This is a genomic window from Burkholderiales bacterium, assembly GCA_036262035.1.
GTDB lineage: Bacteria > Pseudomonadota > Gammaproteobacteria > Burkholderiales > SG8-41 > JAQGMV01.
On record DATAJS010000023.1, the window covers coordinates 64,097 to 84,878 of the forward strand.

Here is a 20,782-nt window from a genome sequence, read left to right on the forward strand (position 1 = left end):
CAGGCGCCCTCGCCTGCACGTTGGGCTCGAGTACCGGATGCAGGCGAGGCGCCTGCGCTACAGGAGAACGAGATGACATTACCGCTGCAGGGACAGAAAGCGCTCGTGACCGGCGCGAGCTCGGGCATAGGCGCGGGTGTCGCCGTCGCGCTCGCGCGCGCGGGCGCCGACGTGATCGTCAACTACGCGGGCAGCGTCGAGGGCGCGCGGAAAACGGTCGAGAGCATCGAGCTGCTCGGGCGTCAGGCGATCGCGATCCGGGCGGACGTCTCCCAGGAGGGCGAAGTCGAAGCGATGTTCGACGAGATGCTGAGGGCTTTCGGCACGATCGACATCCTGGTCAGCAACGCAGGCCTGCAGCAGGACGCGCCGTTCGCCGACATGACTCTCGCCCAGTGGGACAAGGTGATCGGGGTCAACCTCACGGGCATGTTCCTGTGCGCGCGCCGGGCGGTGCAGGAGTTTCTGCGGCAGGGCGTGCGCCCGGAGATCTCCAAGGCGTGCGGGAAGATCATCTGCATGTCCTCGGTGCACGAGGTGATCCCGTGGGCCGGGCACGTGAACTACGCGGCGTCCAAAGGCGGCGTGAAGCTCCTGATGCAGTCCATGGCGCAGGAGCTTGCGCCGCAGAAGATCCGCGTCAACTCGATCGGACCGGGCGCGATCCAGACCCCGATCAACCGCGCGGCGTGGGAGACGCAGGAAGCGCTCGATGCGCTCCTCACGCTCATCCCCTACGGGCGCATCGGCGTCCCTGAAGACATCGGCAAGGCCGCGGTGTGGCTCGCCTCGGACGAGGCGGACTATGTCACCGGACAGACCTTTTTCGTCGACGGCGGCATGACGCTCTATCCCGGATTCGCGCGCGGCGGCTGACGCTTCGGCGCCGGCGTCCGTTTATACTCGGGCAATGCCCATCCGCGCGGCTGCATGCGCGGAGCCAGAACGAATAACAAACCCCGACGGCGCCGATGCAGCACCAGTCGATACTCAACTTCGGAAACGGCCGGTACGTCAAGCTCGCCCTGCTCGTCTGCGTCGGCGCGATAGCCGCTTACGCGTGGCACGAGCCGCCCACGGTGTATCTGAAGCCGTACGGCGGCACCGCGTTCGGCTACACCATGGGCACGATCTCGGGTGTCCTCGTGCTGTGGCTGATGCTGCTCGGCGTGAGGAAGCGCCGCTATCGCGGTGCGCTCGGCAGCCTCCAGGGCTGGACCTCCGCGCACGTCTGCCTCGGGACCTCGCTCCTCGTCGTCGCTACGCTGCACTGCGCCTTCGAGTTCGGCTGGAACATCCACACCCTCGCCTACGCGCTCATGGTCGCGGTGATCGTGAGCGGGTTCTTCGGCATCTACTCGTACGTGCGCTACCCCGAGCTCATGACGCGGAATCTCCGCAACGAGACCCTCGAGACCATGCTGCTCAAGGTCGCCGACCTCGATCAGAAATGCCGCCGCATCGCGCTCGATCTTCCGGACGAGGTCAACGCGATCGTCGCCACCGCCGCGCGCGCCGAGGCGCGCGAGATGAACGTCCTGCCCGACTTCGTGCTGCGGCCGGTGCTCTCGCCCGCGGAGTGCCCGACCGCCGCGGCCTGCGACGCGCTGAAGAAGGTCGGCCGCAACCTCACGGGCGAGCAGGCGAAGCTCAACGCGCAGCTCCTGGTCGAGATGACGCGCAAGAAAGCGCTGACCGACCGCATCCGGCGCGACCTCGGTTATCGCGCGGTCCTGCACCTGTGGCTGTACTTCCACGTGCCGCTTTCTTTCGCGCTGCTCGCCGCGCTGATCGCGCACGTCGTGTCGGTCTTCTACTTCTGGTAGCGCGCGCCTTAATGACGGTCCTGGTCACGCACGTACGCCGCAATGCCCGCGGGCAATCGCAGCGCGACCAGCGCCGCCTGACCGGGACGCTGCTCGGCATCGGCCGCGGCACCCGCAACGAGATCCACCTTCCCGACGCGCGCGTCGCGCTCAACCACGCGCGTCTCTCGATCCACCCGACCGGCGCGCGTGTCGAAGCGGTCGACGGCACGATCGAGCTCAACGGCCGCCGGGTGCAGACGGCCGATCTCGCGATCGGCGACGCGATCCACATCGGGGCGTACGAGATCACGGTCGATGAGCCGCCCGCGGACCTGCCGCTCGCGCTCACCGTCGCGTTCGACCCGAAGTTCGCGAGCGGCGGCAACATGCTCCGGCGTGTGCTCATGCTCGCGCCCCGCGTGTCCAAAAGGCGGCTCTCCTACCTCGCGTTCTTCGGCGTGCTGTTGCTCGCGCTCGTCGTGCCGCTCGCGGCCGATCTCCTCGGCCCGCGCGGCCCGGCCGAGCCGGGCTCTGCGAAAGCGATCTTCCGCGAGCTCGTGCCGGTCGTCGCCGGCAATTTCATGCAGGCGTGGAACCCGGGCACGCTGTCTCGCGGGCACCAGGTGTTCGGCGCGAACTGCCGCGCGTGCCACGAATTTCCTTTCGTGCAGGTGCGCGACTCGGGGTGCGTGTCGTGCCACAAGACCATCCGCGAGCACGTGCCGAAATTCGAGCTCACCGGTTCGCGCGGCATCGAGTTCGCGCGCACGCGCTGCGCCGAGTGCCATCGCGACCACAAGGGCAAGGACATGGCGCCGCGCGCGCAGGAGCTCTGCGCCGACTGTCACGCCGACATCAAGTCCACCGCGCCGCATGCGCAGTCGCAGAACGTCACCGACTTCGCCGAAGATCACCCGCAGTTCCGGCTGACGCTCGTCGACGCGGACCGGCCCGAGACGACCCGGCGCGTGCGACAGGCCGCGCAGCGGCCCGCCGAGATGGTCGAGCGCTCGAATCTGAAGTTCAACCACGCTCTGCACATGAATCCCGCGGGAATCCGCGATCCGCAGGAAAAGCGCACGGTATTGAGCTGCGGCGACTGCCACGAGCGCGACGAAGGCGGACGTCTCATCGCCCCCATCGACATGGAGCGCCACTGCCGCCAATGCCATTCGCTCGCGTTCGAGCCGAAAGTGACCAGGCGCCAGGTCCCGCACGGGCCGGTCGAAGACGTGGTGACGACGCTGCGCGAGTTCTACGCGAGGCTCGTGCTCGGCGAAGTGCCGCCGGGTGTCACGCCGCCGCCCGATCTCATCCGCATGCGCCCCGGCGCGGTGCTCGATTACCAGGAACGCCAGCAGGCGCTGCGCATCGCCGACGAGCGCGCCCAGCGCGTGCTGCGCGAGCTCTTCAAGGAGCGCGCGGTGTGCTCGACGTGCCACTACACCCAGCCCGACGCGAACGGCGGCTACGCCATAGCAAAGGTACGCGTCGCGCGCGTGTGGATGCCGCAGGCATTGTTCTCACATGCGAAGCACGCGACGCAGTCGTGCACGACGTGTCATGATGTGACCCGATCGAAGAATGCCGCCGACATCGCGATGCCGAACGTCGCGAAGTGCCGCGAGTGCCACGTCGGCGCGCGGCCGGTGATGGGGAAGGTCACGTCCGATTGCGCGTCGTGCCACAAGTTTCATGCGGGGCGCGACTTCTGGCATTGGGAGCTGCAGACTCAGATGCAGGCAAGGGGAAGGAAATGAGGGGACGCTTCGTCGCGTTGTTGGCGGCCGCGCTGATCGCGGGATGCGGCGGAGGTTCGGGTGGCGACGGCGGACGTACGGTCGGCGGCTCGGCGGGATGCTCCGGCGCGTGCTTCGTCGCGACGCCGAGCAATCTCACCGTCGCCGACGTGCAGCGCGTGATCGGCCAGGCGGTGTTCGAGGCGACGGCGCGCGGCGCGAACGCGACCGTCGCGGTCGTCGACCGCGTCGGCAACGTGCTCGCGGTGTTCAGGATGCCCGCCGCGGCGCCGACGTTCACGATCAGCAGCGGACGCGGCGTGTCGGGCGGTCTCGAGAACGTCAACATCGTGCCTTCGGAGTTCGCGGCGATCGCCAAAGCGCTGACCGGCGCGTATCTCTCGAGCGAAGGCCACGCCTTCACCACGCGCACCGCGAGCCAGATCGTGCAGGAGAACTTCAATCCCGGCGAGATCAACTCGCCGGGCGGCCCGCTCTTCGGCGTGCAGTTCTCGTCGCTCTCGTGCTCCGACGTCGTTCGCAACCAGGCGATCGTCGCAGCGGGCCCTAAGGGCTCGCCGCTCGGGCTCGCAGCCGACCCGGGCGGCCTTCCCCTCTACAAGAACGGCACGGTCGTCGGCGGCGTCGGCGTCATCTCCGATGCGGTGTACGGCCTCGATCTGAACGTCACCGACATCGACCAGAGCGCGGACGAGCTGATCGCCGTGGCGGGCACGCGCGGCTTCGATGCGCCCTCCGACCGCCGCGCCGACCGCATCACGGTCGACGGCCGCAGCCTGCGCTACGTCGATTCCGAAGCGCTGCAATCGAATCCCGCAGGCGCGCCCGCGTTCCCGCCGCCCGGCGCGCTGATCGCGGTTCCCGGATTCAACGCGGCGGTCGTCGCGGCGGGCGCGACCTACGGCACGACCGCATCGGGCATACGCGCCAACGCCGACCCGGCCTTCGCCGGCACGAACTCGTACGTGCTCGACGACGGCACCGGCGTCAACCGCTACCCGCCGATCGCCGGCACCGACGGCCAGATGACCCAGCCCGAAGTCTCGCGCATCCTCGTCGAAGGCTTGCGCGTCGCGAATCGCGCGCGGGGGCAGATCCGCCGGCCGCTCGGGGCGACGGCCCAGGTCTCGATCGCCGTCGTCGACACCAACGGCGCGATCGTCGGGCTCGTGAGGACGCCGGACGCGGCGATCTTCGGCATCGACGTCTCGGTGCAGAAAGCCCGCAGCGCGCTGCTCTTTTCGGTGCCGACCGCGGGCGCCGAGCTGACCGCGCAGCCGCCGGCGCTCTATCCCACGCCGCCCGCCGCCTCACCGATCGGGCAGTACGTGGTGAACATGCAGGCGCTGATTCCCGGCGCGCTCACCGACGGCACCGCCTACAGCGCGCGCGCGATCGGCAACCTCGCGCGGCCGTTCTTCCCGGACGGCATCAACGCCAACGGGCCGGGGCCGCTCTCCAAGCCGTTCGGGAGCTGGAGCCCGTTCACCGACGGCCTGCAGCTCGATCTCGTCATCAATCGCGTGGTCACGAACCTCGTCACCAACGCGCAGACGGCGCCGTGCACCGGCCTGACGCGCGCGCCCAACGGCATCCAGATCTTCCCCGGCAGCGTACCGATCTACCGCGGCGCGACGCTCGTCGGCGCGATCGGCGTGTCGGGCGACGGCATCGACCAGGACGACATGGTCGCATTTCTCGGTCTCGCCAATGCGGGCGCCGCGCTGGCCACCGGGATCGGCAACGCGCCGCAGGCGCGCCGCGCCGACCAGATCAACCTGCCCGGCGGACGCCTGCGCTATGTGAACTGCCCCATCGCGCCTTTCGTCGACAGCACCGCGACCAACGTCTGCGATGGCCTCTGACCGCCGCGCGCTCGCACTGGTCGCGATGGCGGCGTGCGCGCTGCCGTTCGCCTCGTACGGCTATGTGCCGGTCCATTACGCCGCCCTCAGCGATGCGAAACCCGCAGCCGCGGTGCCCGATCGGTTCCTGCTTCAGGTGCTCGTGCCCGAAGCGGCGCTGCACGAGAAACCGGACAGCGATGCGCCCGTGGTCGGACGCGTCGAACAGGGCGCGCAGCTCGAATCGGATCTGAAGACCGGAGAGTGGTATCGGGTGCGGCGCGAAGGCGCGGCGCCGGCGTGGGTGATGGACGCACCGACCACGACCGGTCCTTCGCTGAGCGTGATCCCCTTCCCCGCCGACCGACGCATCGATCTGGGCCGCGCGCCCGATCTCGAACGCCGCCGGCCGCAGGGCACGCGCCTCGAGCCGCGCCTGCCGGTCATCGATCCGGCGAAAGTCGAAGCGCCTTCGCCCTTCGACCTGCGCCAGGAAGTGCCGGTGATCGACCGCTGGCGGATCGTGAAACAGCTCGGCCTGCTGCCGTACGACCTGCGCGATCCGTACAACCCGAACGTGCTCAAAGGCGACCTGCCGGTCCTCCAGAAGCAGCTCGGGCCCGACTGGTTCTTCAACCTCTCGGCGGTGTCGGACAGCGTGATCGAGCTGCGGCGATTGCCGACCGCGGTCGGCAACCAGTCGATGGTGAATGCCGGCTCGAACGCGACGCTCGGCCGCGGGCGCCAGTCGCTGCTCGCCGAGACCGCGATCATCGGGCTCTCGCTCATCAAGGGGAACACCGTCTTCCGCCCGCCGGACTACGAGCTGCGCTTCGTGCCGGTCATCAACCTCAACCGCACCGTCACCCAGGAAGTGCGGGCGGTCAACGTCGATCCGCTGCAGGGGCGCACGCGCAACGACGGCTTCTTCGGCGTACAGGAGTTCTTCCTCGACAAGCACCTGCGCGACGTCTCGACGCGCTACGACTTCGACAGCGTGCGCGTCGGCATCCAGCCGTTCACAAGCGACTTCCGCGGCTTTCTCTTTCTCGACCAGCCGCTCGGCGTGCGCCTCTTCGGCACGCGCGACAACAACCAGTGGCAGTACAACGTCGGCGCTTTCCGCAGGCTCGAGAAAGACACCAACAGCGGTCTCAACGACGTGACGCAGCGCCTGCGCGCCGACGACGTCTACGTCGCGAACCTCTATCGCCAGGACTGGCCGGTGCCCGGTTTCACCGCGCAGGGCATCGTGCTCCACAACCGCAACCGCGAAGGCGATCGCGGCCAGTACTACAACGCCAACGGCTTCCTGCAACGCCCGGCGATCCTCGGCACCGGGCGGCCGCACAACTACAACGTCACCTATTTCGGCCTGAACGGCGACGGCCATTTCGGCCGCTGGAATCTGACCGCATCGGGTTATTACGCTTACGGTCGCGACGACCGCGGCATGTTCTCCGGCGTGCGCGAGCGCATCGGCGCGTACTTCGGCGCGATGGAGCTGTCGCGCGACTTCGACTGGGTGCGCATCCGCGCCAGCGCCCTTTTTGCCTCGGGCGACAAGGACCCGTTCGACTCCAAAGCGACCGGTTTCGACGCGGTGCTCGAGAACCCGCTGATCGCGGGCGCCGACACGAGCTACTGGATACGCCAGGGCATACCGCTCATCGGCGGCGGCGGCACCAACCTGTCGATCCGCAACGGCGTGCTCGCCTCGCTCCGCACCTCGCGCGAGCACGGCCAGTCGAACTTCACCAATCCGGGGATACACCTCTTCGGCATCGGCGCGGATTTCGACGTGCGCCCGCAGTTGCGCGTCATCACCAACGTGAACTACCTCGAGTTCGACAATCTCTCATCGCTCGCGAACCTGCGTAACCAGCGCTTCACCAGCACGCGCATCGGCACCGACGTCTCGGCCGGCATCCAGTATCGGCCGCTCTTCAACCAGAACATCGTGATCAACGCGTCGGGCGCCGTGCTGTTCCCGGCGCAGGGGCTCAAGGAGCTGTACGGCAACTCGGTCGACAGCAAGCAGTACTCGGTGCTGATCAACATCCTGTTCGCGTACTGATGCGCTTCCTCCCCATCGCGTTCGCGTGCTGGATCGCTGCGACCGCGGCGGTCGCGACGGTCGTGGCTCCGGAGGAGCGCGCCGCCGCCGCGCCGCCGGCACCCGCGACGCAAACCGCCGGGGAAGCCGCCGAGAAATCGCGCGGCTGCGTGTCGTGCCACGAGACGACCGACCGCGCGACCATGCACGCGGCGGAAAGCGTGGTGCTCGGCTGTGCCGACTGCCACGGCGGCAACCCGCGCGTGACGAAGCCGGTCGTCGACCGCAGCCCGTCCCCCGAATACGCCGAAGCGATGTCGCGCGCCCATGTGGCGCCGCGCTTTCCCGAAGCCTGGAAAACCCCGGCGTCGGCGAATCCCGAGCGCAGCTACACCCTGCTCAACCGCGAGCGTCCCGAGTTCGTGCGCTTCATCAATCCCGCCGACTACCGCGTCGCGCGCGAAGCGTGCGGCGCGTGCCACCTCGAAACGATCCAGGCGGCCGAGCGCAGCCTCATGGCGACCGGCGCGATGCTCTTCAACGGCGCGTCGTACAACAACGGCATCCTGTCCGACAAGCGCGGCATCCTCGGCGAAGCGTACACGCGCATCGGCGAGCCGGCGCTGATCAAGAACCCGGTGGCGCCCGACGCATGGATGTCGAGCAAAGGCATCCTTCCCGAACTGATGCCGCTGCCGGCGTGGGAGACCGTGCCGCCGGCGGACATCTTTCGCGTGTTCGAGCGCGGCGGGCGCGTGATCGGCAGCCTCTTCCCCGAGGTCGGCCTGCCCAATCTCGCCGGGCGATTGCAGGTGCTCGACGAGCCGGGTCGGCCCGACATCAAGGCTTCGAACCGCGGCCCCGGCACCGGCGCGCGCATCGCGGTGCCGCTCATCAACCTCACCAAGACGCGCCTCAACGATCCGCTGATGTGGTTCCTCGGCACCAACGAGCAGCCGGGCGATTACCGCTCTTCGGGCTGCTCGAGCTGCCACGTGGTGTACGCGAACGACCGCGACTCGCGGCACGCGGGGCCTTATGCGAAGCACGGGCACGAAGGCAAGTCGATCACCGCCGATCCGACGATCGACAAGACGCGTCCGGGGCACCCGCTCAAGCACGAGTTCACGCGCTCGATCCCGTCCTCGCAGTGCATGACGTGCCACATGCACCAGCCCAACGTCTTCGTGAACAGCTATTACGGCTACACGATGTGGGATTACGAGGCCGACGCGCCGTTCATGTGGCCCGAGAAGCAGCGCCATCCGTCGCACGACGAGCGCCGCCGCATCCTCGACCGCAATCCCGAAGGCGCGTCCACGATCGGCAAGTGGGGCGATCCCGATTTCCTCAAGGACGTCTCGGCGCTCAATCCCAAGCTCAAGGACACCCAGTTCGCCGACTACCACGGGCACGGCTGGAACTTCCGCGCGGTATACAAGCGCGACCGCAAAGGCACGCTGCTCGACAAGGACGGCAAAGCGGTCGCCGACGACGACCCGATGAAGTTCAGGAAAGCGGTGCACCTCTCGTCGGTGCACCTCGACGTCGGCATGCACTGCACCGACTGCCATTTCAGCCAGGATTCGCACGGCAACGGCCATCTCTACGGCGAGGTCGCGGCGGCGATCGAGATCGACTGCGTCGACTGCCACGGCACGTCGGAACGCTATCCCACGCTCTTCACCTCCGGGCCGGCCGCGAACGGGCGCGGGCTCGACCTCGGACTGCTGCGCACGCCCGACGGGCGCAAGCGCTTCGAGTGGCGCGAAGGACGGCTCTACCAGCGCTCGATGCTCGATCCGAAGCTGGAATGGAAGCTCTCGCTGGTACGCGACAGCGTCAACCCCAAGCATCCCGGCTACAACGAGAAAGCGGCCCGCGCGAAGCTGATGGCGAAGGGGAGCTACGACGGCTACAAGCAGTCATGGGGACCCGGCGTGCCCGCCGACCAGCGCGCGCACGGCAACGAGAACATGGCGTGCTACACCTGCCATCTGTCGTGGACCACGAGCTGCAGCGGCTGCCATCTCCCGATCGAAGCGAACTGGAAGACCGAGCGCCTGCACTTCGAAGGCGGATTCACGCGCAACTACGCCACCTACAACCCGCAGGTCGTGCGCGACGACGTCTTCCAGCTCGGGCGGCACGGCAGCGTGAAGAACGGCAAGATCGCGCCGATTCGCTCGTCGTCCGCGCTCGTGCTCTCGTCGACCAACAACAACCGAGAGCGCATCTACATCCAGCAGCCGCCGGTGTCGGCGAGCGGATTCTCGAGCCAGGCTTTCGCGCCGCACTACCCCCACACCGAGCGCAAGACCGAGACCAAGACGTGCAGCGACTGCCACCTCTCGGCCGCGAACGACAACAACGCCATCATGGCGCAGCTCCTGCTGCACGGGACGAACTTCGTCAACTTCGTCGGCTTCAACGCGTGGGTCGGCGCCGAGCGTCATGTCGAGGCGGTGCAGGTCACCGAATGGGACGAGCCGCAGGCGGTGATCGGCAGCTATCTGCACCGCTACGCTTATCCCGACTGGTACGCGGCTCACCAGAAGCGCAATCGGGAGCTTCAGGAATCGCACGACCACGGCACGAGCGGCCGCGCCAACTGCATCCAGCTTCGCGGCGAATATCTCTACGTCGCGGAAGGCGCGGGCGGCCTGCGGGTCTACGACGTCGCATCGATCGCGAACAAGGGCATCTCCCAGCGCATCATCACCGCGCCGTTCTCGTCCGCCGGCCACGACACGCGCATCGCCTCGACGAACGCGACGTGCGTCGCGCTGCCGACCAACCAGCCCATCGCCCCGTTCAGGAACCAGGGCACGCTGATGCGCGTGACCAACCAGGAGCAGGCTTTCCATCCGATCTACAACTACGCCTTCATCACCGACGCCGAGGAAGGGTTGATCCTCGTCGACGTGAATACGATGCAGGACGGCGAGCCGCGCAACAACTTCCTCAGGCGCGCGCTGACCTGGAACGGCGGCGGCGCGCTGAAGGGCGCCCGCCACATCACGATGGGCGGCTACTACGCCTATATCGCCGCCGATGCGGGCATCGTCGTCGTCAACCTCGACAAGCCGACGCAGCCCAAAGTGGTCGCGACGATACCGCTGAAGGACGCGCGCTCGGCGATGCTCCAGTTCCGCTACCTCTTCGTGACCGATGCGGGCGGCCTGGCGGTCGTCGACGTGACCAATCCCGAGCGACCGAAGCTCGTGCCCCGCGCGCGCGTGCCGCTCGCCGATGCGCGCAGAGTGTTCGTCGCACGCACCTATGCTTACGTCGCTGCCGGGCGCGAGGGGCTCGCGATCGTCGACGTCGAGAACCCCGAGCGCCCTCGCCTCCTCACCAGGTACACCGCCGACGGCGCGCTCAACGACGCGAGCGACGTCACGATCGGCTCGACCAACGCGTCGCTCTTCGCTTACGTCGCCGACGGCCGCAACGGGCTCAAGGTGATCCAGCTCACCGCGCCGGACACGCAGCCCAGGTTCTACGGCTTCAGCCCGGAACCCAGGCCTCGCCTCGTCGCGTGGAAAAGGACGAGCAGTCCGGCGCTCTCGCTCTCGCGGGGTCTCGAGCGCGACCGCGGCGTCGACGAGACCGGCGGCCAGGTCGCGGTGTTCGGGCGCATCGGCTCGCGGCCTTTCAACCTGGAGGAGCAGCGTAAACTCTTCCTCAAACCCGACGGCACGCCGTGGACCGTGCACGACGATCCGAGATGATTCGCATCCTGCTCGCGCTGGCGGCTCTCGCCTGCACGCTCGCCGCGCGCGGCGCGACGCTGCCGCAGAGCTCGTCCGACCGGACGCTGGGCGTTGCGAGCTGCTCGTCGAGCCTGTGCCACGGCGCGGTCGAATCGTGGAAGCGCTCGAACGTGCTCCAGAACGAATACGTGACGTGGTCGCGGCGCGACAAGCACGCGCGCGCCTACAGCGTGCTGCTCAACGAGCGCTCGAAAGACATCATGAAGCGGCTCGGCGCCAGCGAGCCGGCGCACACCTCGGCGCTGTGCCTGGACTGTCACGCGCACAACGTCCCCCAGGACAGGCGCGGCGAGCGCTTCGTCCTCGCCGACGGCGTGACGTGCGAAGCGTGCCACGGCCCCGCCGGACGCTACGTGAAGACGCACGTCCAGCGCGGCGCGAGCCGCGCGGCCAACGTCGCGAACGGCCTCTATCCCACGCAGGATTCGGTCGATCGAGCGAAGCTCTGCCTCTCGTGCCACTTCGGCAACTCGCAGAAGTTCGTCACGCACAAGATGATGGCCGCGGGCCACCCGCGCATGAGCTTCGAGCTCGACACCTTCACCCAGATCCAGCCCCCGCACTTCCGCGTCGACACCGGCGACGCGTGGGACGGCGTGCGCATCTGGGCGATCGGACAGGCGCTCGGCAGCCAGCAGATCCTGGACATCCTCAACGATCCCCGGCGCGGCCGCGACGGCCTCTTTCCCGAGCTGGTCCTGTTCGACTGCCACGCGTGCCATCACCCGATGGCCGACAAGCGCAACGCCGGTGCGCGGCTCGGCGTCGGTCCCGGCGTGATCCGGCTCAACGACTCGGGGTTGCTGATGGTGCGGCAGATCGCGAGGCGGGTGGACCCTCAGTCGCAGGTACCCCAGCATATCCAGCGCTTCCACCGCGCGGTGGCGGGCGGCAGTGATGCCCTGGCGCAGGCGCGCTCGCTCCAGCACGCGATCGGCGAGCTGGTGCCGAAGATCGGCGCCTATCGCTTCTCCGAGCGCGACCTGAACGCGGTGCTGGTCGGGCTGATCGACGACGGCCTCAACGGCGAGTACAGCGACTACCAGGGGGCCGAGCAGGCGGTGATGGCGCTCCAGAGCGTTGCGGACTTCATGCGCAAGCGCAGCCTGATCGACATCAGGAAGGTCGGGCCGAAGCTCAACCGGCTCCTGGGACTGGTCCAGTACGACGAGAAATACAAGCCGGCCGAGTTCCAGAGCGCGCTGCGCGAGCTCAAGGCGACGCTCGCGCCTCTCGACGGCTGATTCGCGCGACAATCGCAAGCATGAGCGACGTCTGCAAAATCGCGATCATCGGTTCGGGCCCCAGCGGCCTCTCCTGCGCGGCGCACGCCGCCGAGCTCGGCGTGAGCCACGTGCTGCTCGAAGCCGAAGGCCACCCGTCCGACACGATCTACCGCTACCAGAAAGGCAAGCACGTGATGGCGGAGCCGGCGGTGCTGCCGCTGCGCAGCCCCATCGCCTTCAGCGCGGGCAAGCGCGAAGCCGTCCTCGACCGCTGGAACACCGACCTGCGCCGCTACGGCGTGGACATCCGGCTGCGCGCGCGCGTGACGCAGATCGCCGGCGGGCAAGGCGCTTTCGTCATCACCACCGCACAGCGCGAGCGCTTCGAGGCCGAGAACGTGGTGCTGTGCATCGGCCTCCAGGGCAACCTGCGCAAGCTCGGCGTGCCGGGCGAGGAGCTTCCGCTCGTCCAGTACGAGCTCGACGATCCCGACCGCTATTCCAACGAGACCATCGTCGTCGTCGGCGCCGGCGACGCCGCGATCGAGAACGCGCTCGCGCTCGCCGACAGCAACCGCGTCGTCATGATCAACCGCAACGACGAGTTCGCGCGCGCCAAGCAGGGCAACCTCGACCTCGTGCTGGAGGCGATCAAGCAGGGCCGCATCGAGTGCCGTTACGGCACGAGCGTCGTCGGCGTGGAGGATGTGGAGACCGACGGCAAGCCGTGCCGCTTCCTCGCGCAGACGCCGGCCGGCGTCGAGCCGATCGCGTGCGACCGCGTGATCGCGCGCCTGGGCGCGATACCGCCGCGCAAGCTCGTCGAAAGCTTCGGCATCGAGTTCCCGTCGGCCGACCCGGCCGCGGTGCCGCGCCTGTCCGAGCGCTACGAATCGAACGTGCCGGGCCTCTACATCATCGGCGCGCTCGGCGGCTATCCGCTGATCAAGCAGGCGATGAACCAGGGCTACGAGGTCGTCGAATACATCCTCGGCAACCGCGTCGAGCCTGCCGACGAGCCGCTCCTGCGCGAGAAGTTCAGGAGCTGGAAAGGCGCGGCGAGCGTGTCCGAAGCGCTCGCGCTCATCCAGCGCAACGTGCCGCTGTTCGCCGAGCTCACGCCGCTGCAGCTGCGCGAGTTCATGCTCGACAGCGAGGTCCTCGCGCCGCGGCAGGGCGAGGCGATCTTCTTCAAGGGCGATTACTCCAACTCGTTCTTCTCCGTGGTCGAAGGCGAGGTGCTGATCGAGACGCGCGGCGAGGACGGCGGCACCAACACCGTCGCGCTCGGCCAGGGACAGTTCTTCGGCGAGATGGGCCTGTTGTCGGGCCGACGGCGCGCGAACACCGTCCGCGCGGGCCACGGCTGCGTCGTCGTCGAGACCCCGCGGCGCTCGATGCTCAAGCTCATCGCGAGCATCGACCCCGTGCGCCAGGAGATCGACCGCGCCTACCTGCGCCGAGCGGTGCGCGGACACGTTGCGCCGTGGATCTCCGGCGAAGACATGGAAGAGATGATCCGCGGCGCGGTCATCAAGACCTTCCCCGCCGGGGCGACGCTCTTCAGCGAAGGCGACGAAGCCGACGGCCTGCACCTCATCCGCCGCGGCTCGGTGATGATCACCAAGCAGATCGGCGGCAAGGAAATCGTGCTGTCGTACGTGCCCGCCGGGAACTACATCGGCGAGATGGCGCTGCTGTCCGACGAGCGGCGGACCGCGACCGTGCGCGCGGCGGTAAACGTCGAGACGATCGTCCTCCAGTCGAACGTCTTCAAGTCGGTCGTCGCGCGCAATGCGAGCCTGCGCGGCGAGTTCCAGGCGGAAGTGCTCGAGCGCGTCGCCGAGAACGTGAAGCGCGAGTCCGAGCCCGAGCCCGGCAACCTCATCAGCTTCCTGCTCGCGCAGGGCATCGGCGAAGCGACCGACGTGCTGCTCATCGACGAGAGCCTGTGCATACGCTGCGACAATTGCGAGAAAGCGTGCGCGGACTCGCACGACGGGACGTCGCGCCTCGACCGCCAGGCGGGTCCCACGTTCGCGAACATCCACGTGCCGACGTCGTGCCGGCACTGCGAGAACCCGCACTGCATGAAGGACTGCCCGCCCGACGCGATCCATCGCAATCCGCAGGGCGAGGTCTACATCGACGACACGTGCATCGGCTGCGGCAACTGCCAGAAGAACTGTCCGTACGGCGTGATCCAGCTCGCGACCGCACATCCCAAGCGCCACCGTCCGAGCCTGTGGGCGTGGCTGATCACCGGACTCACGACCGAGCCGGGACGCGAGCGCACCGCGGAAGGCGCCGACAAGGACGGCGCGAAGAAAGCGGTGAAGTGCGACATGTGCAAGGATCTGTGGGGCGGCGCGGCGTGCGTGCGCGCGTGCCCGACCGGGGCGGCGATCCGGGTGAGCCCCGAGAAGTTTCTCGACTACGCCGGGAATTGACGCTCGCTGGCGAAGTGACCGTCGTTCCCGCGAAGAGCCTGCCCCCGAATGCTTGAGTCGGGCGGGAACCCATTTGACGTGTATGTGCTCGGGGGTGACACATGTTTCCGGCGCGCCCCGGTCTCGAGAGCGTGCGGTGGAGGGACCTGCTTCGCCTCAGCAGGGGTGAGGTCTCCCGCGAGCTCGCGCTTCCGCTGCCCTGGCTCGCCGCGTCGTGGGTCGCGGCAGCGCACGAGCTCTACGCGTTCGCCCTCTGCGCGTCGTTCATGTTCTTCCTGACGGGGCTGCGTCAGGTCCATAACGCCTATCACTACGCGCTCGGTATCTCCCGCAAAGGAACCGAAGGGGTGATGTTCCTCCTGAGCGTGCTCATGCTCGGTTCGATGCACGCGGTGCAGCTCACACATCTGCTGCATCATCGCTCCTGCATGAAGCACGACGACGTCGAGGCGATGAGCGCGCGCATGCCGGGATGGCGGGCGCTGCTGGTGGGACCGCTTTTCCCGCTCCGGCTGCACCGCAAGGCGTTGGCGATCGCCGGGGCACGGCACCGCCGCTGGATCCGCGCCGAGCTGGCGGCGAACGTCGCCCTGCTCTTTGTCGTGCTCGCGGTGCTGGACGTGGCCTGGCTCCGCTACCACGTCCTCGCCATGCTGCTGGGCCAATGCCTCACCGCATTCTTCGCGGTGTGGACCGTCCACCACGACTGCGATCCCGACGGCGTGCTCGCGCGGACGATACGCAACCGCCTGAAGGCGATCGTCACCTACGACATGTTCTATCACGTCGAGCACCACCTCTTCCCCGGGGTGCCGACGCGCAAGCTGCCGGTGCTCGCGCGGCGGCTGGACGAGGTGGCGCCGGAGCTTGCTTCGAAGAAGGTGTTTTAATGGCGCGGGGCGTTTGCGCGCACCCCACGAAAGGCGCGGTGCGTTAGGGCTCCCACACCCTACGGGCCAGTGGTGGAACCGTTCAGGCCCGGAGCATCTCCAGCAGGCTCTGGATTTCCTTGCGGACCGCCAGCAGGTTGGGGTCGGGCTCGGCCTGTCGGGCGGCCTTAGCCGGCTCGGCGACGAGCTCGTCGAGGCGGTTACGAGCGCCGCTGATGGTGAAGCCCTGGTCGTACAGGAGCTCCCGGATGCGGCGGATCAGCAGCACCTCGTGGTGCTGGTAGTAGCGCCGGTTGCCCCGGCGCTTGACCGGCTTCAACTGGGTGAACTCCTGCTCCCAGTAGCGCAGCACGTGCGGCTTGACGCCGCACAGCTCGCTCACCTCGCCGATCGTGAAGTAGCGCTTCGCCGGGATCGGCGGCAGCACGGCCTTAGTGGGGTTGTGGTTGCTCGCTTCCATCCGCGTCGCCGTATTTCTCTTCGACCATGGCCTTGAGCTTCTGGGACGCGTGGAACGTGACCACGCGGCGCGCGGTGATCGGGATCTCTTCCCCGGTCTTGGGATTGCGGCCCGGCCGCTGAGGCTTGTCGCGAAGCTGAAAATTACCGAATCCGGAGAGCTTGACCCCGTTCCCGGCTTCGAGCGCGGTGCGCACTTCCTCGAAGAACGATTCGACCATGTCCTTCGCTTCGCGCTTGTTGAAGCCGACTTTTTCGAAAAGCAGGTCCGCGAGCTCGGCCTTGGTTAAGGTCATTTTTTCCTCTCATCAGCGGAGCTTTGCGTCGAACCGCTGGCGCAGCACGTCGCGAAGCCGGGAGACCGCCGATTCCACTTCCGCATCGGTCAGAGTCTTTCGAGTATCCTGCAATAACACTCTGAATGCAAGACTTTTTTTCCCTTTTTCCAGGTCCTTTCCCCGGTAGACGTCGAAGAGCCGGACGTCGGTGACGATGGGCGCGGCGTCCGCCTTGAGCGCCTCGATGACGGCCTGATAAGGGACCGCTTCGTCGAACAGCGCCGCCATGTCGCGGCGCACCGGCGGGAACCTCGGGATCTCGCGATAAGCGGCGACTTCCCCCGCCGCCAGCGCGTCGTATTCGAGCTCGAACAGCACCGGGGCCAGCGGCAAGTCGTATTTCTGCTGCCAGCGCGGGTGCAGCTCGCCGATCCAGCCGACGGTCTGGGTGCCGACGATGAGCTTCGCCGACTTGCCGGGGTGCAGCGCCGGGTGCTCGGCGGCCTCGAAGCGCGGCTCGCGCGGCGCGAAGACCGCCTCGAGGTCGCCTTTGACGTCGTAGAAATCGACCCGGCGGGCGGGCATGCCCCATTGCTCCGGCAGCGCGTCGCCGTAAGCGGCGCCGCCGACGCGCACCGGCTGGGCATAATCGTCCCCCGCCTTGCGAAAGCAGCGGCCGATCTCGAACACGCGCACTCGCGCCTGCCTGTGGCGCACGTTGAACGCGACGGCGTCGATCAGCCCCGGGATCAGGCTCGAGCGCATCACGCTCATCTGGCTGGCGATCGGGTTGGCGAGCGCGACCGGGTGCGGGTTGCCCGCGAGCTCCGCTTCCCACTTCGCGTCGATGAAGCTGTAGGTGACGACCTCGGTGTAATCGCGCTCGGCGACGCGCGCGCGCAAGGCCGCGCGCGAGCGCGTCGCTTCGGGCGCCCGCAGCATGCTCACGCGCGCGAGCGGCTCGGCGGCGGGAATGTTCTCGTAGCCGCGGATGCGCGCGATCTCTTCGATCAGGTCTTCTTCGATCTCGATGTCGAAGCGATACGTCGGGGGCGTGACGACGAAGGCGCCGTCGCGGCTCTCGTACGCGAAGCCGAGGCGCTTCAGCACGTCCTCGACCTCACCCGCCGGCAGTGCGATACCGAGCACGCGCTGCGCGCGCGTAAGGCGCAGGGTCACCGGCTTGCGCTCGGGCAGCGTGGCGCGCGCTTCGGTGACCGGACCCGCGGCCCCCCCGCAGAGCTCGAGCACGAGCTGCGTGGCGCGCTCCAGCGCGCGATGCGTCCCGCCGAAGTCGACGCCGCGCTCGAAGCGGAACGACGAATCCGAGCCGAAGCCGAGCACGCGCGATTTGCCCGCGATCACGTCCGGCGAGAAGAAGGCGCTTTCGAGGAAGATGTCGCGCGTCGCATCGTCGACCGCGGTGCCCGCGCCGCCCATGATGCCGGCGAGGGCCACCGCCTTCTCTTCGTCGGCGATGACGAGGTACTCGGGCGAGAGCTCGCGCGTCTCGCCGTTCAGGAGCTCGAGCTTTTCCGCCGGCCGAGCGCAGCGCACGCGGATGCCGCCTTCGAGCTTGTTCGCATCGAACGCATGCAGCGGCTGCCCGAGCTCGAGCATGACGTAGTTGGTGATGTCGACGATCGCGCTGATCGAGCGCAGCCCGCTGCGTTCGAGGCGCGCGCGCATCCACTGCGGCGTCGCGGCTCGCGCATTCACGCCTTTGACGAGGCGCCCGCAATACAGCGGGCACGCGTCCGGGGTTTCGAGGGTAACGGTCAACGCAGCGTCGGTCGCCGCCGGCACCGGATCGACCTGCGGCAGCCTCGCCGCGGCGCCGGTGATCGCCGCCACTTCGCGCGCGACACCGAGGATCGACAGGCAGTCGCCGCGGTTGGGCGTGGGCTTGGTCGTGAGCACCGCATCGTCGAGGTCGAGCAGCTCGCGCACGCTCATGCCCACGGTCGCATCGGCGGGCAGCGCCATCAATCCCGACGACTCCTCGGACAATCCGAGCTCTTTCTCCGAGCACAGCATGCCGTGCGACTCGATGCCGCGCACTTTCGCGGCCTTGATCTCGATGCCCGGCAGCTTCGCGCCGACGAGCGCCGTCGGGACTTTCATGCCCGCGCGCACGTCCGGCGCGCCGCAGACGATCGCGAGCGGCGCCACGCCGACGTTGACCTGGCACAGCGACAGGCGCTCGGCATTCGGATGTTTCTCGACCGACAGCACTTCGCCGACGACGACCTGTGCGAACGAAGGCGCGGCCGGCTCGATCTCTTCGACTTCGATGCCGCCGAACGTGATGGCGTCGGCCAGCGCGTTCGTGTCGAGCTTCGGGTCGACGAACGTGCGCAGCCAGTTTTCGGAAAATTTCATGTGAACTGCTTCAGGAAGCGCAGATCGTTCTCGAAGAACAATCGCAGGTCGTTGACGCCGTAGCGCAGCATCGTCAGCCGGTCGAGGCCCATGCCGAATGCGAAGCCGTGGTACTTCTCGGGATCGATGCGCACGTTCTGCAGCACTTTCGGGTGGACCATGCCGCAGCCGCCGATCTCCAGCCAGCGCTCGCCGAAGCTCATGTCGACTTCCGCCGAAGGCTCGGTGAACGGGAAGAACGAAGGACGGAAGCGCACCTTCAGGTCCTCGCGCTCGAAGAAGCGCTTGAGGAAATCGGCGACCACGCCCTTGAGGTCCGCGAACGTGACGTGCTCGTCGATCCACAGGCCTTCGACCTGGTGGAACATCGGCGAGTGCGTGGCGTCGGAGTCGACGCGATACACGCGGCCCGGCGCGATGATCTTGATCGGCGGCCGGTGGCTCTCCATCCAGCGCACCTGGATCGGCGAGGTGTGCGTCCGCAGGAGGTGCTTGCCGTCCGCGAGATAGAACGTGTCGTGCATCGACCGCGCCGGATGGTTCTCGGGCTGGTTGAGCGCGGTGAAGTTGTAGTAGTCGGACTCGATCTCGGGACCGTCCGCGACTTCGAAGCCGACCGAGTGGAAGATCGCCTCGACGCGTTCCAGCGTGCGGGTGACCGGATGCAGCGCGCCGAGTCCGCGTCCCCTGCCCGGGAGCGTCACGTCGAGCGACTCTTCCTTGAGGCGGGCCTCGAGCTTCTCGTTCTGGATCGCTTCGCGGCGTGCGCGCAGCGCCTCTTCGAGCTTGTCCTTCGCCTCGTTGAAGCGCACGCCCATCGCGGGGCGCTCTTCGGGCGGCAGCTTGCCGAGCGTTTTCCGCAGCTCGGTGATCACGCCGGTCTTGCCGAGGTACTTCGCTTTCGCGCCTTCGAGCTCGTCGGGATCGTCGATCCCGCGGAAGATCTCGAGCGCTTCGCTGACTATGGTATCTACGTCTGACATCGATCTACATTCGTGCGCCACGAGATTGCTTCGTCGCTGCGCTCCCTCGCAATGACAGTACGAAAAAAAGGAGGCTACGTGAGCCTCCTTTTCATTGCACCTTCGTATCAGGCGCCGAGGCTCGCTCGCGCTTTTTCTACGAATTTGGCAAATGCTGCTTTGTCCATCACGGCGATGTCCGCCAGGACCTTGCGGTCGACGGCGATCTCCGCCTTCTTCAGCCCGTTCATGAACAGGCTGTAGGACAGGCCGTGCTCGCGCGCGGCGGCGTTGATGCGGGTGATCCACAGCGCACGGAAATCGCGCTTCTTGTTGCGGCGGTCGCGGTAGGCGTACTGCCCGGCGCGCATGACCGCTTCGTTGGCGATGCGGAATACGTTCTTGCGGCGGCCGCGGAAGCCTTTGGCCGCGTTGAGGACCTTCTTGTGCGCCGCGCGGGCGATGACACCACGTTTGACTCTCGGCATGGCTCGTCTCCCTTAGTTCGGCATCATGCGCGAAATCGAGCGCTGATCGGAATCGTGAACCATCGTGGTGCCGCGCAGGTGGCGCTTACGCTTGGTGGCTTTCTTGGTGAGGATGTGGCGCAGGTTCGCGCTGCTCCTCTTGAACTTGCCGCTGGCGAGCTTCTTGAAACGCTTCGCCGCGCCGGACTTGGTTTTCAGTTTCGGCATGGTTGCTCCTGTTCTCACATAGCGCCGGGCGCTCCCGTCGGGAGACTTGTAAGCCGCGGACAACTACTTGTGGTGCTGCTCGGGCAGGACTCTGAATCCTGGCCCTGACTACTTCTTCGCTTCGGCCGCCTGCGGCGCGCCTGCCGCCGCTACCGGTCCGGACCCCGCAGGCTTCTCGCCGGCGGGTTTGGCAGCG

General features: G+C 67.7%; 15 protein-coding genes. 9 read left to right on the top strand and 6 right to left on the bottom strand.

Annotation, left to right across the window (positions count from 1 at the left end; translation table 11 throughout):
* The first annotated feature begins 72 nt into the window (after positions 1-72).
* The 9 genes from VHP37_24185 (at position 73) to VHP37_24225 (ending at position 15,810) form a co-directional block, all read left to right on the top strand.
* The gene (locus VHP37_24185; protein ID HEX2829467.1) at positions 73-876 is read left to right on the top strand and encodes an SDR family oxidoreductase; all 804 of its coding nucleotides are present in this window, start codon (positions 73-75) and stop codon (positions 874-876) included.
* Positions 877-971: 95 nt separating this feature from the next.
* Positions 972-1,826, top strand: a complete 855-nt coding sequence (locus tag VHP37_24190; protein HEX2829468.1) for a hypothetical protein — start codon at positions 972-974, stop codon at positions 1,824-1,826.
* Positions 1,827-1,837: 11 nt separating this feature from the next.
* Positions 1,838-3,568, top strand: coding sequence for a cytochrome c3 family protein (locus VHP37_24195; protein HEX2829469.1), 1,731 nt, complete (start codon positions 1,838-1,840; stop codon positions 3,566-3,568).
* Complete coding sequence (locus VHP37_24200) at positions 3,565-5,433, top strand: heme-binding protein (GenBank protein ID HEX2829470.1); 1,869 nt, start codon at positions 3,565-3,567, stop codon at positions 5,431-5,433. The genes VHP37_24195 and VHP37_24200 overlap by 4 nt, the downstream gene beginning before the upstream one ends.
* Positions 5,423-7,489, top strand: coding sequence for an SH3 domain-containing protein (locus tag VHP37_24205; GenBank protein HEX2829471.1), 2,067 nt, complete (start codon positions 5,423-5,425; stop codon positions 7,487-7,489). The genes VHP37_24200 and VHP37_24205 overlap by 11 nt, the downstream gene beginning before the upstream one ends.
* On the top strand, positions 7,489-11,202 hold the full coding sequence (locus VHP37_24210) for a hypothetical protein (GenBank protein HEX2829472.1): 3,714 nt from the start codon (positions 7,489-7,491) through the stop codon (positions 11,200-11,202). Before VHP37_24205 ends, VHP37_24210 begins: the two co-directional genes overlap by 1 nt.
* Positions 11,199-12,488: a multiheme c-type cytochrome gene (locus VHP37_24215; protein ID HEX2829473.1), complete on the top strand. Its 1,290-nt coding sequence runs from the start codon at positions 11,199-11,201 to the stop codon at positions 12,486-12,488. Before VHP37_24210 ends, VHP37_24215 begins: the two co-directional genes overlap by 4 nt.
* Before the next feature lie 20 nt (positions 12,489-12,508).
* A complete protein-coding gene (locus tag VHP37_24220; GenBank protein HEX2829474.1) occupies positions 12,509-14,920 on the top strand; it encodes a cyclic nucleotide-binding domain-containing protein in 2,412 nt (803 codons plus the stop codon).
* Between the two features lie 101 nt (positions 14,921-15,021).
* Complete coding sequence (locus VHP37_24225; GenBank protein ID HEX2829475.1) at positions 15,022-15,810, top strand: fatty acid desaturase; 789 nt, start codon at positions 15,022-15,024, stop codon at positions 15,808-15,810.
* Between the two features lie 82 nt (positions 15,811-15,892).
* On the opposite strand, the gene VHP37_24230 is transcribed toward VHP37_24225, so the two are convergent.
* From VHP37_24230 to rpmI, 6 genes are all read right to left on the bottom strand, one after another.
* Positions 15,893-16,270, bottom strand: coding sequence for a MerR family transcriptional regulator (locus VHP37_24230; protein HEX2829476.1), 378 nt, complete (start codon positions 16,268-16,270; stop codon positions 15,893-15,895).
* On the bottom strand, positions 16,242-16,565 hold the full coding sequence (locus VHP37_24235) for an integration host factor subunit alpha (GenBank protein HEX2829477.1): 324 nt from the start codon (positions 16,563-16,565) through the stop codon (positions 16,242-16,244). The genes VHP37_24230 and VHP37_24235 overlap by 29 nt, the downstream gene beginning before the upstream one ends.
* A gap of 12 nt (positions 16,566-16,577) precedes the next feature.
* Entirely contained in the window at positions 16,578-18,929 is a 2,352-nt protein-coding gene (gene pheT / locus VHP37_24240; GenBank protein ID HEX2829478.1) for a phenylalanine--tRNA ligase subunit beta, read from the bottom strand.
* Positions 18,926-19,912 (bottom strand): phenylalanine--tRNA ligase subunit alpha, encoded by a 987-nt coding sequence (pheS, locus tag VHP37_24245; GenBank protein HEX2829479.1) that lies wholly within the window; start codon positions 19,910-19,912, stop codon positions 18,926-18,928. Before pheS ends, pheT begins: the two co-directional genes overlap by 4 nt.
* A gap of 107 nt (positions 19,913-20,019) precedes the next feature.
* The gene (gene rplT, locus VHP37_24250; protein ID HEX2829480.1) at positions 20,020-20,379 is read right to left on the bottom strand and encodes a 50S ribosomal protein L20; all 360 of its coding nucleotides are present in this window, start codon (positions 20,377-20,379) and stop codon (positions 20,020-20,022) included.
* A 12-nt stretch (positions 20,380-20,391) separates the two neighbouring features.
* The gene (gene rpmI / locus VHP37_24255) at positions 20,392-20,586 is read right to left on the bottom strand and encodes a 50S ribosomal protein L35 (protein HEX2829481.1); all 195 of its coding nucleotides are present in this window, start codon (positions 20,584-20,586) and stop codon (positions 20,392-20,394) included.
* Between the last annotated feature and the right edge of the window lie 196 nt (positions 20,587-20,782).

Excerpts from the sequence above, each read along its gene's own strand:
- VHP37_24185 (HEX2829467.1), top strand. The coding sequence starts at position 73 with ATGACATTACCGCTGCAGGGACAGAAAGCGCTCGTGACCGGCGCGAGC.
- VHP37_24190 (HEX2829468.1), top strand. The coding sequence starts at position 972 with ATGCAGCACCAGTCGATACTCAACTTCGGAAACGGCCGGTACGTCAAG.
- VHP37_24195 (HEX2829469.1), top strand. The coding sequence starts at position 1,838 with ATGACGGTCCTGGTCACGCACGTACGCCGCAATGCCCGCGGGCAATCG.
- VHP37_24200 (HEX2829470.1), top strand. The coding sequence starts at position 3,565 with ATGAGGGGACGCTTCGTCGCGTTGTTGGCGGCCGCGCTGATCGCGGGA.
- VHP37_24205 (HEX2829471.1), top strand. The coding sequence starts at position 5,423 with ATGGCCTCTGACCGCCGCGCGCTCGCACTGGTCGCGATGGCGGCGTGC.
- VHP37_24210 (HEX2829472.1), top strand. The coding sequence starts at position 7,489 with ATGCGCTTCCTCCCCATCGCGTTCGCGTGCTGGATCGCTGCGACCGCG.
- VHP37_24215 (HEX2829473.1), top strand. The coding sequence starts at position 11,199 with ATGATTCGCATCCTGCTCGCGCTGGCGGCTCTCGCCTGCACGCTCGCC.
- VHP37_24220 (HEX2829474.1), top strand. The coding sequence starts at position 12,509 with ATGAGCGACGTCTGCAAAATCGCGATCATCGGTTCGGGCCCCAGCGGC.
- VHP37_24225 (HEX2829475.1), top strand. The coding sequence starts at position 15,022 with ATGTTTCCGGCGCGCCCCGGTCTCGAGAGCGTGCGGTGGAGGGACCTG.
- VHP37_24230 (HEX2829476.1), bottom strand. The coding sequence starts at position 16,270 with ATGGAAGCGAGCAACCACAACCCCACTAAGGCCGTGCTGCCGCCGATC.
- VHP37_24235 (HEX2829477.1), bottom strand. The coding sequence starts at position 16,565 with ATGACCTTAACCAAGGCCGAGCTCGCGGACCTGCTTTTCGAAAAAGTC.
- pheT (HEX2829478.1), bottom strand. The coding sequence starts at position 18,929 with ATGAAATTTTCCGAAAACTGGCTGCGCACGTTCGTCGACCCGAAGCTC.
- pheS (HEX2829479.1), bottom strand. The coding sequence starts at position 19,912 with ATGTCAGACGTAGATACCATAGTCAGCGAAGCGCTCGAGATCTTCCGC.
- rplT (HEX2829480.1), bottom strand. The coding sequence starts at position 20,379 with ATGCCGAGAGTCAAACGTGGTGTCATCGCCCGCGCGGCGCACAAGAAG.
- rpmI (HEX2829481.1), bottom strand. The coding sequence starts at position 20,586 with ATGCCGAAACTGAAAACCAAGTCCGGCGCGGCGAAGCGTTTCAAGAAG.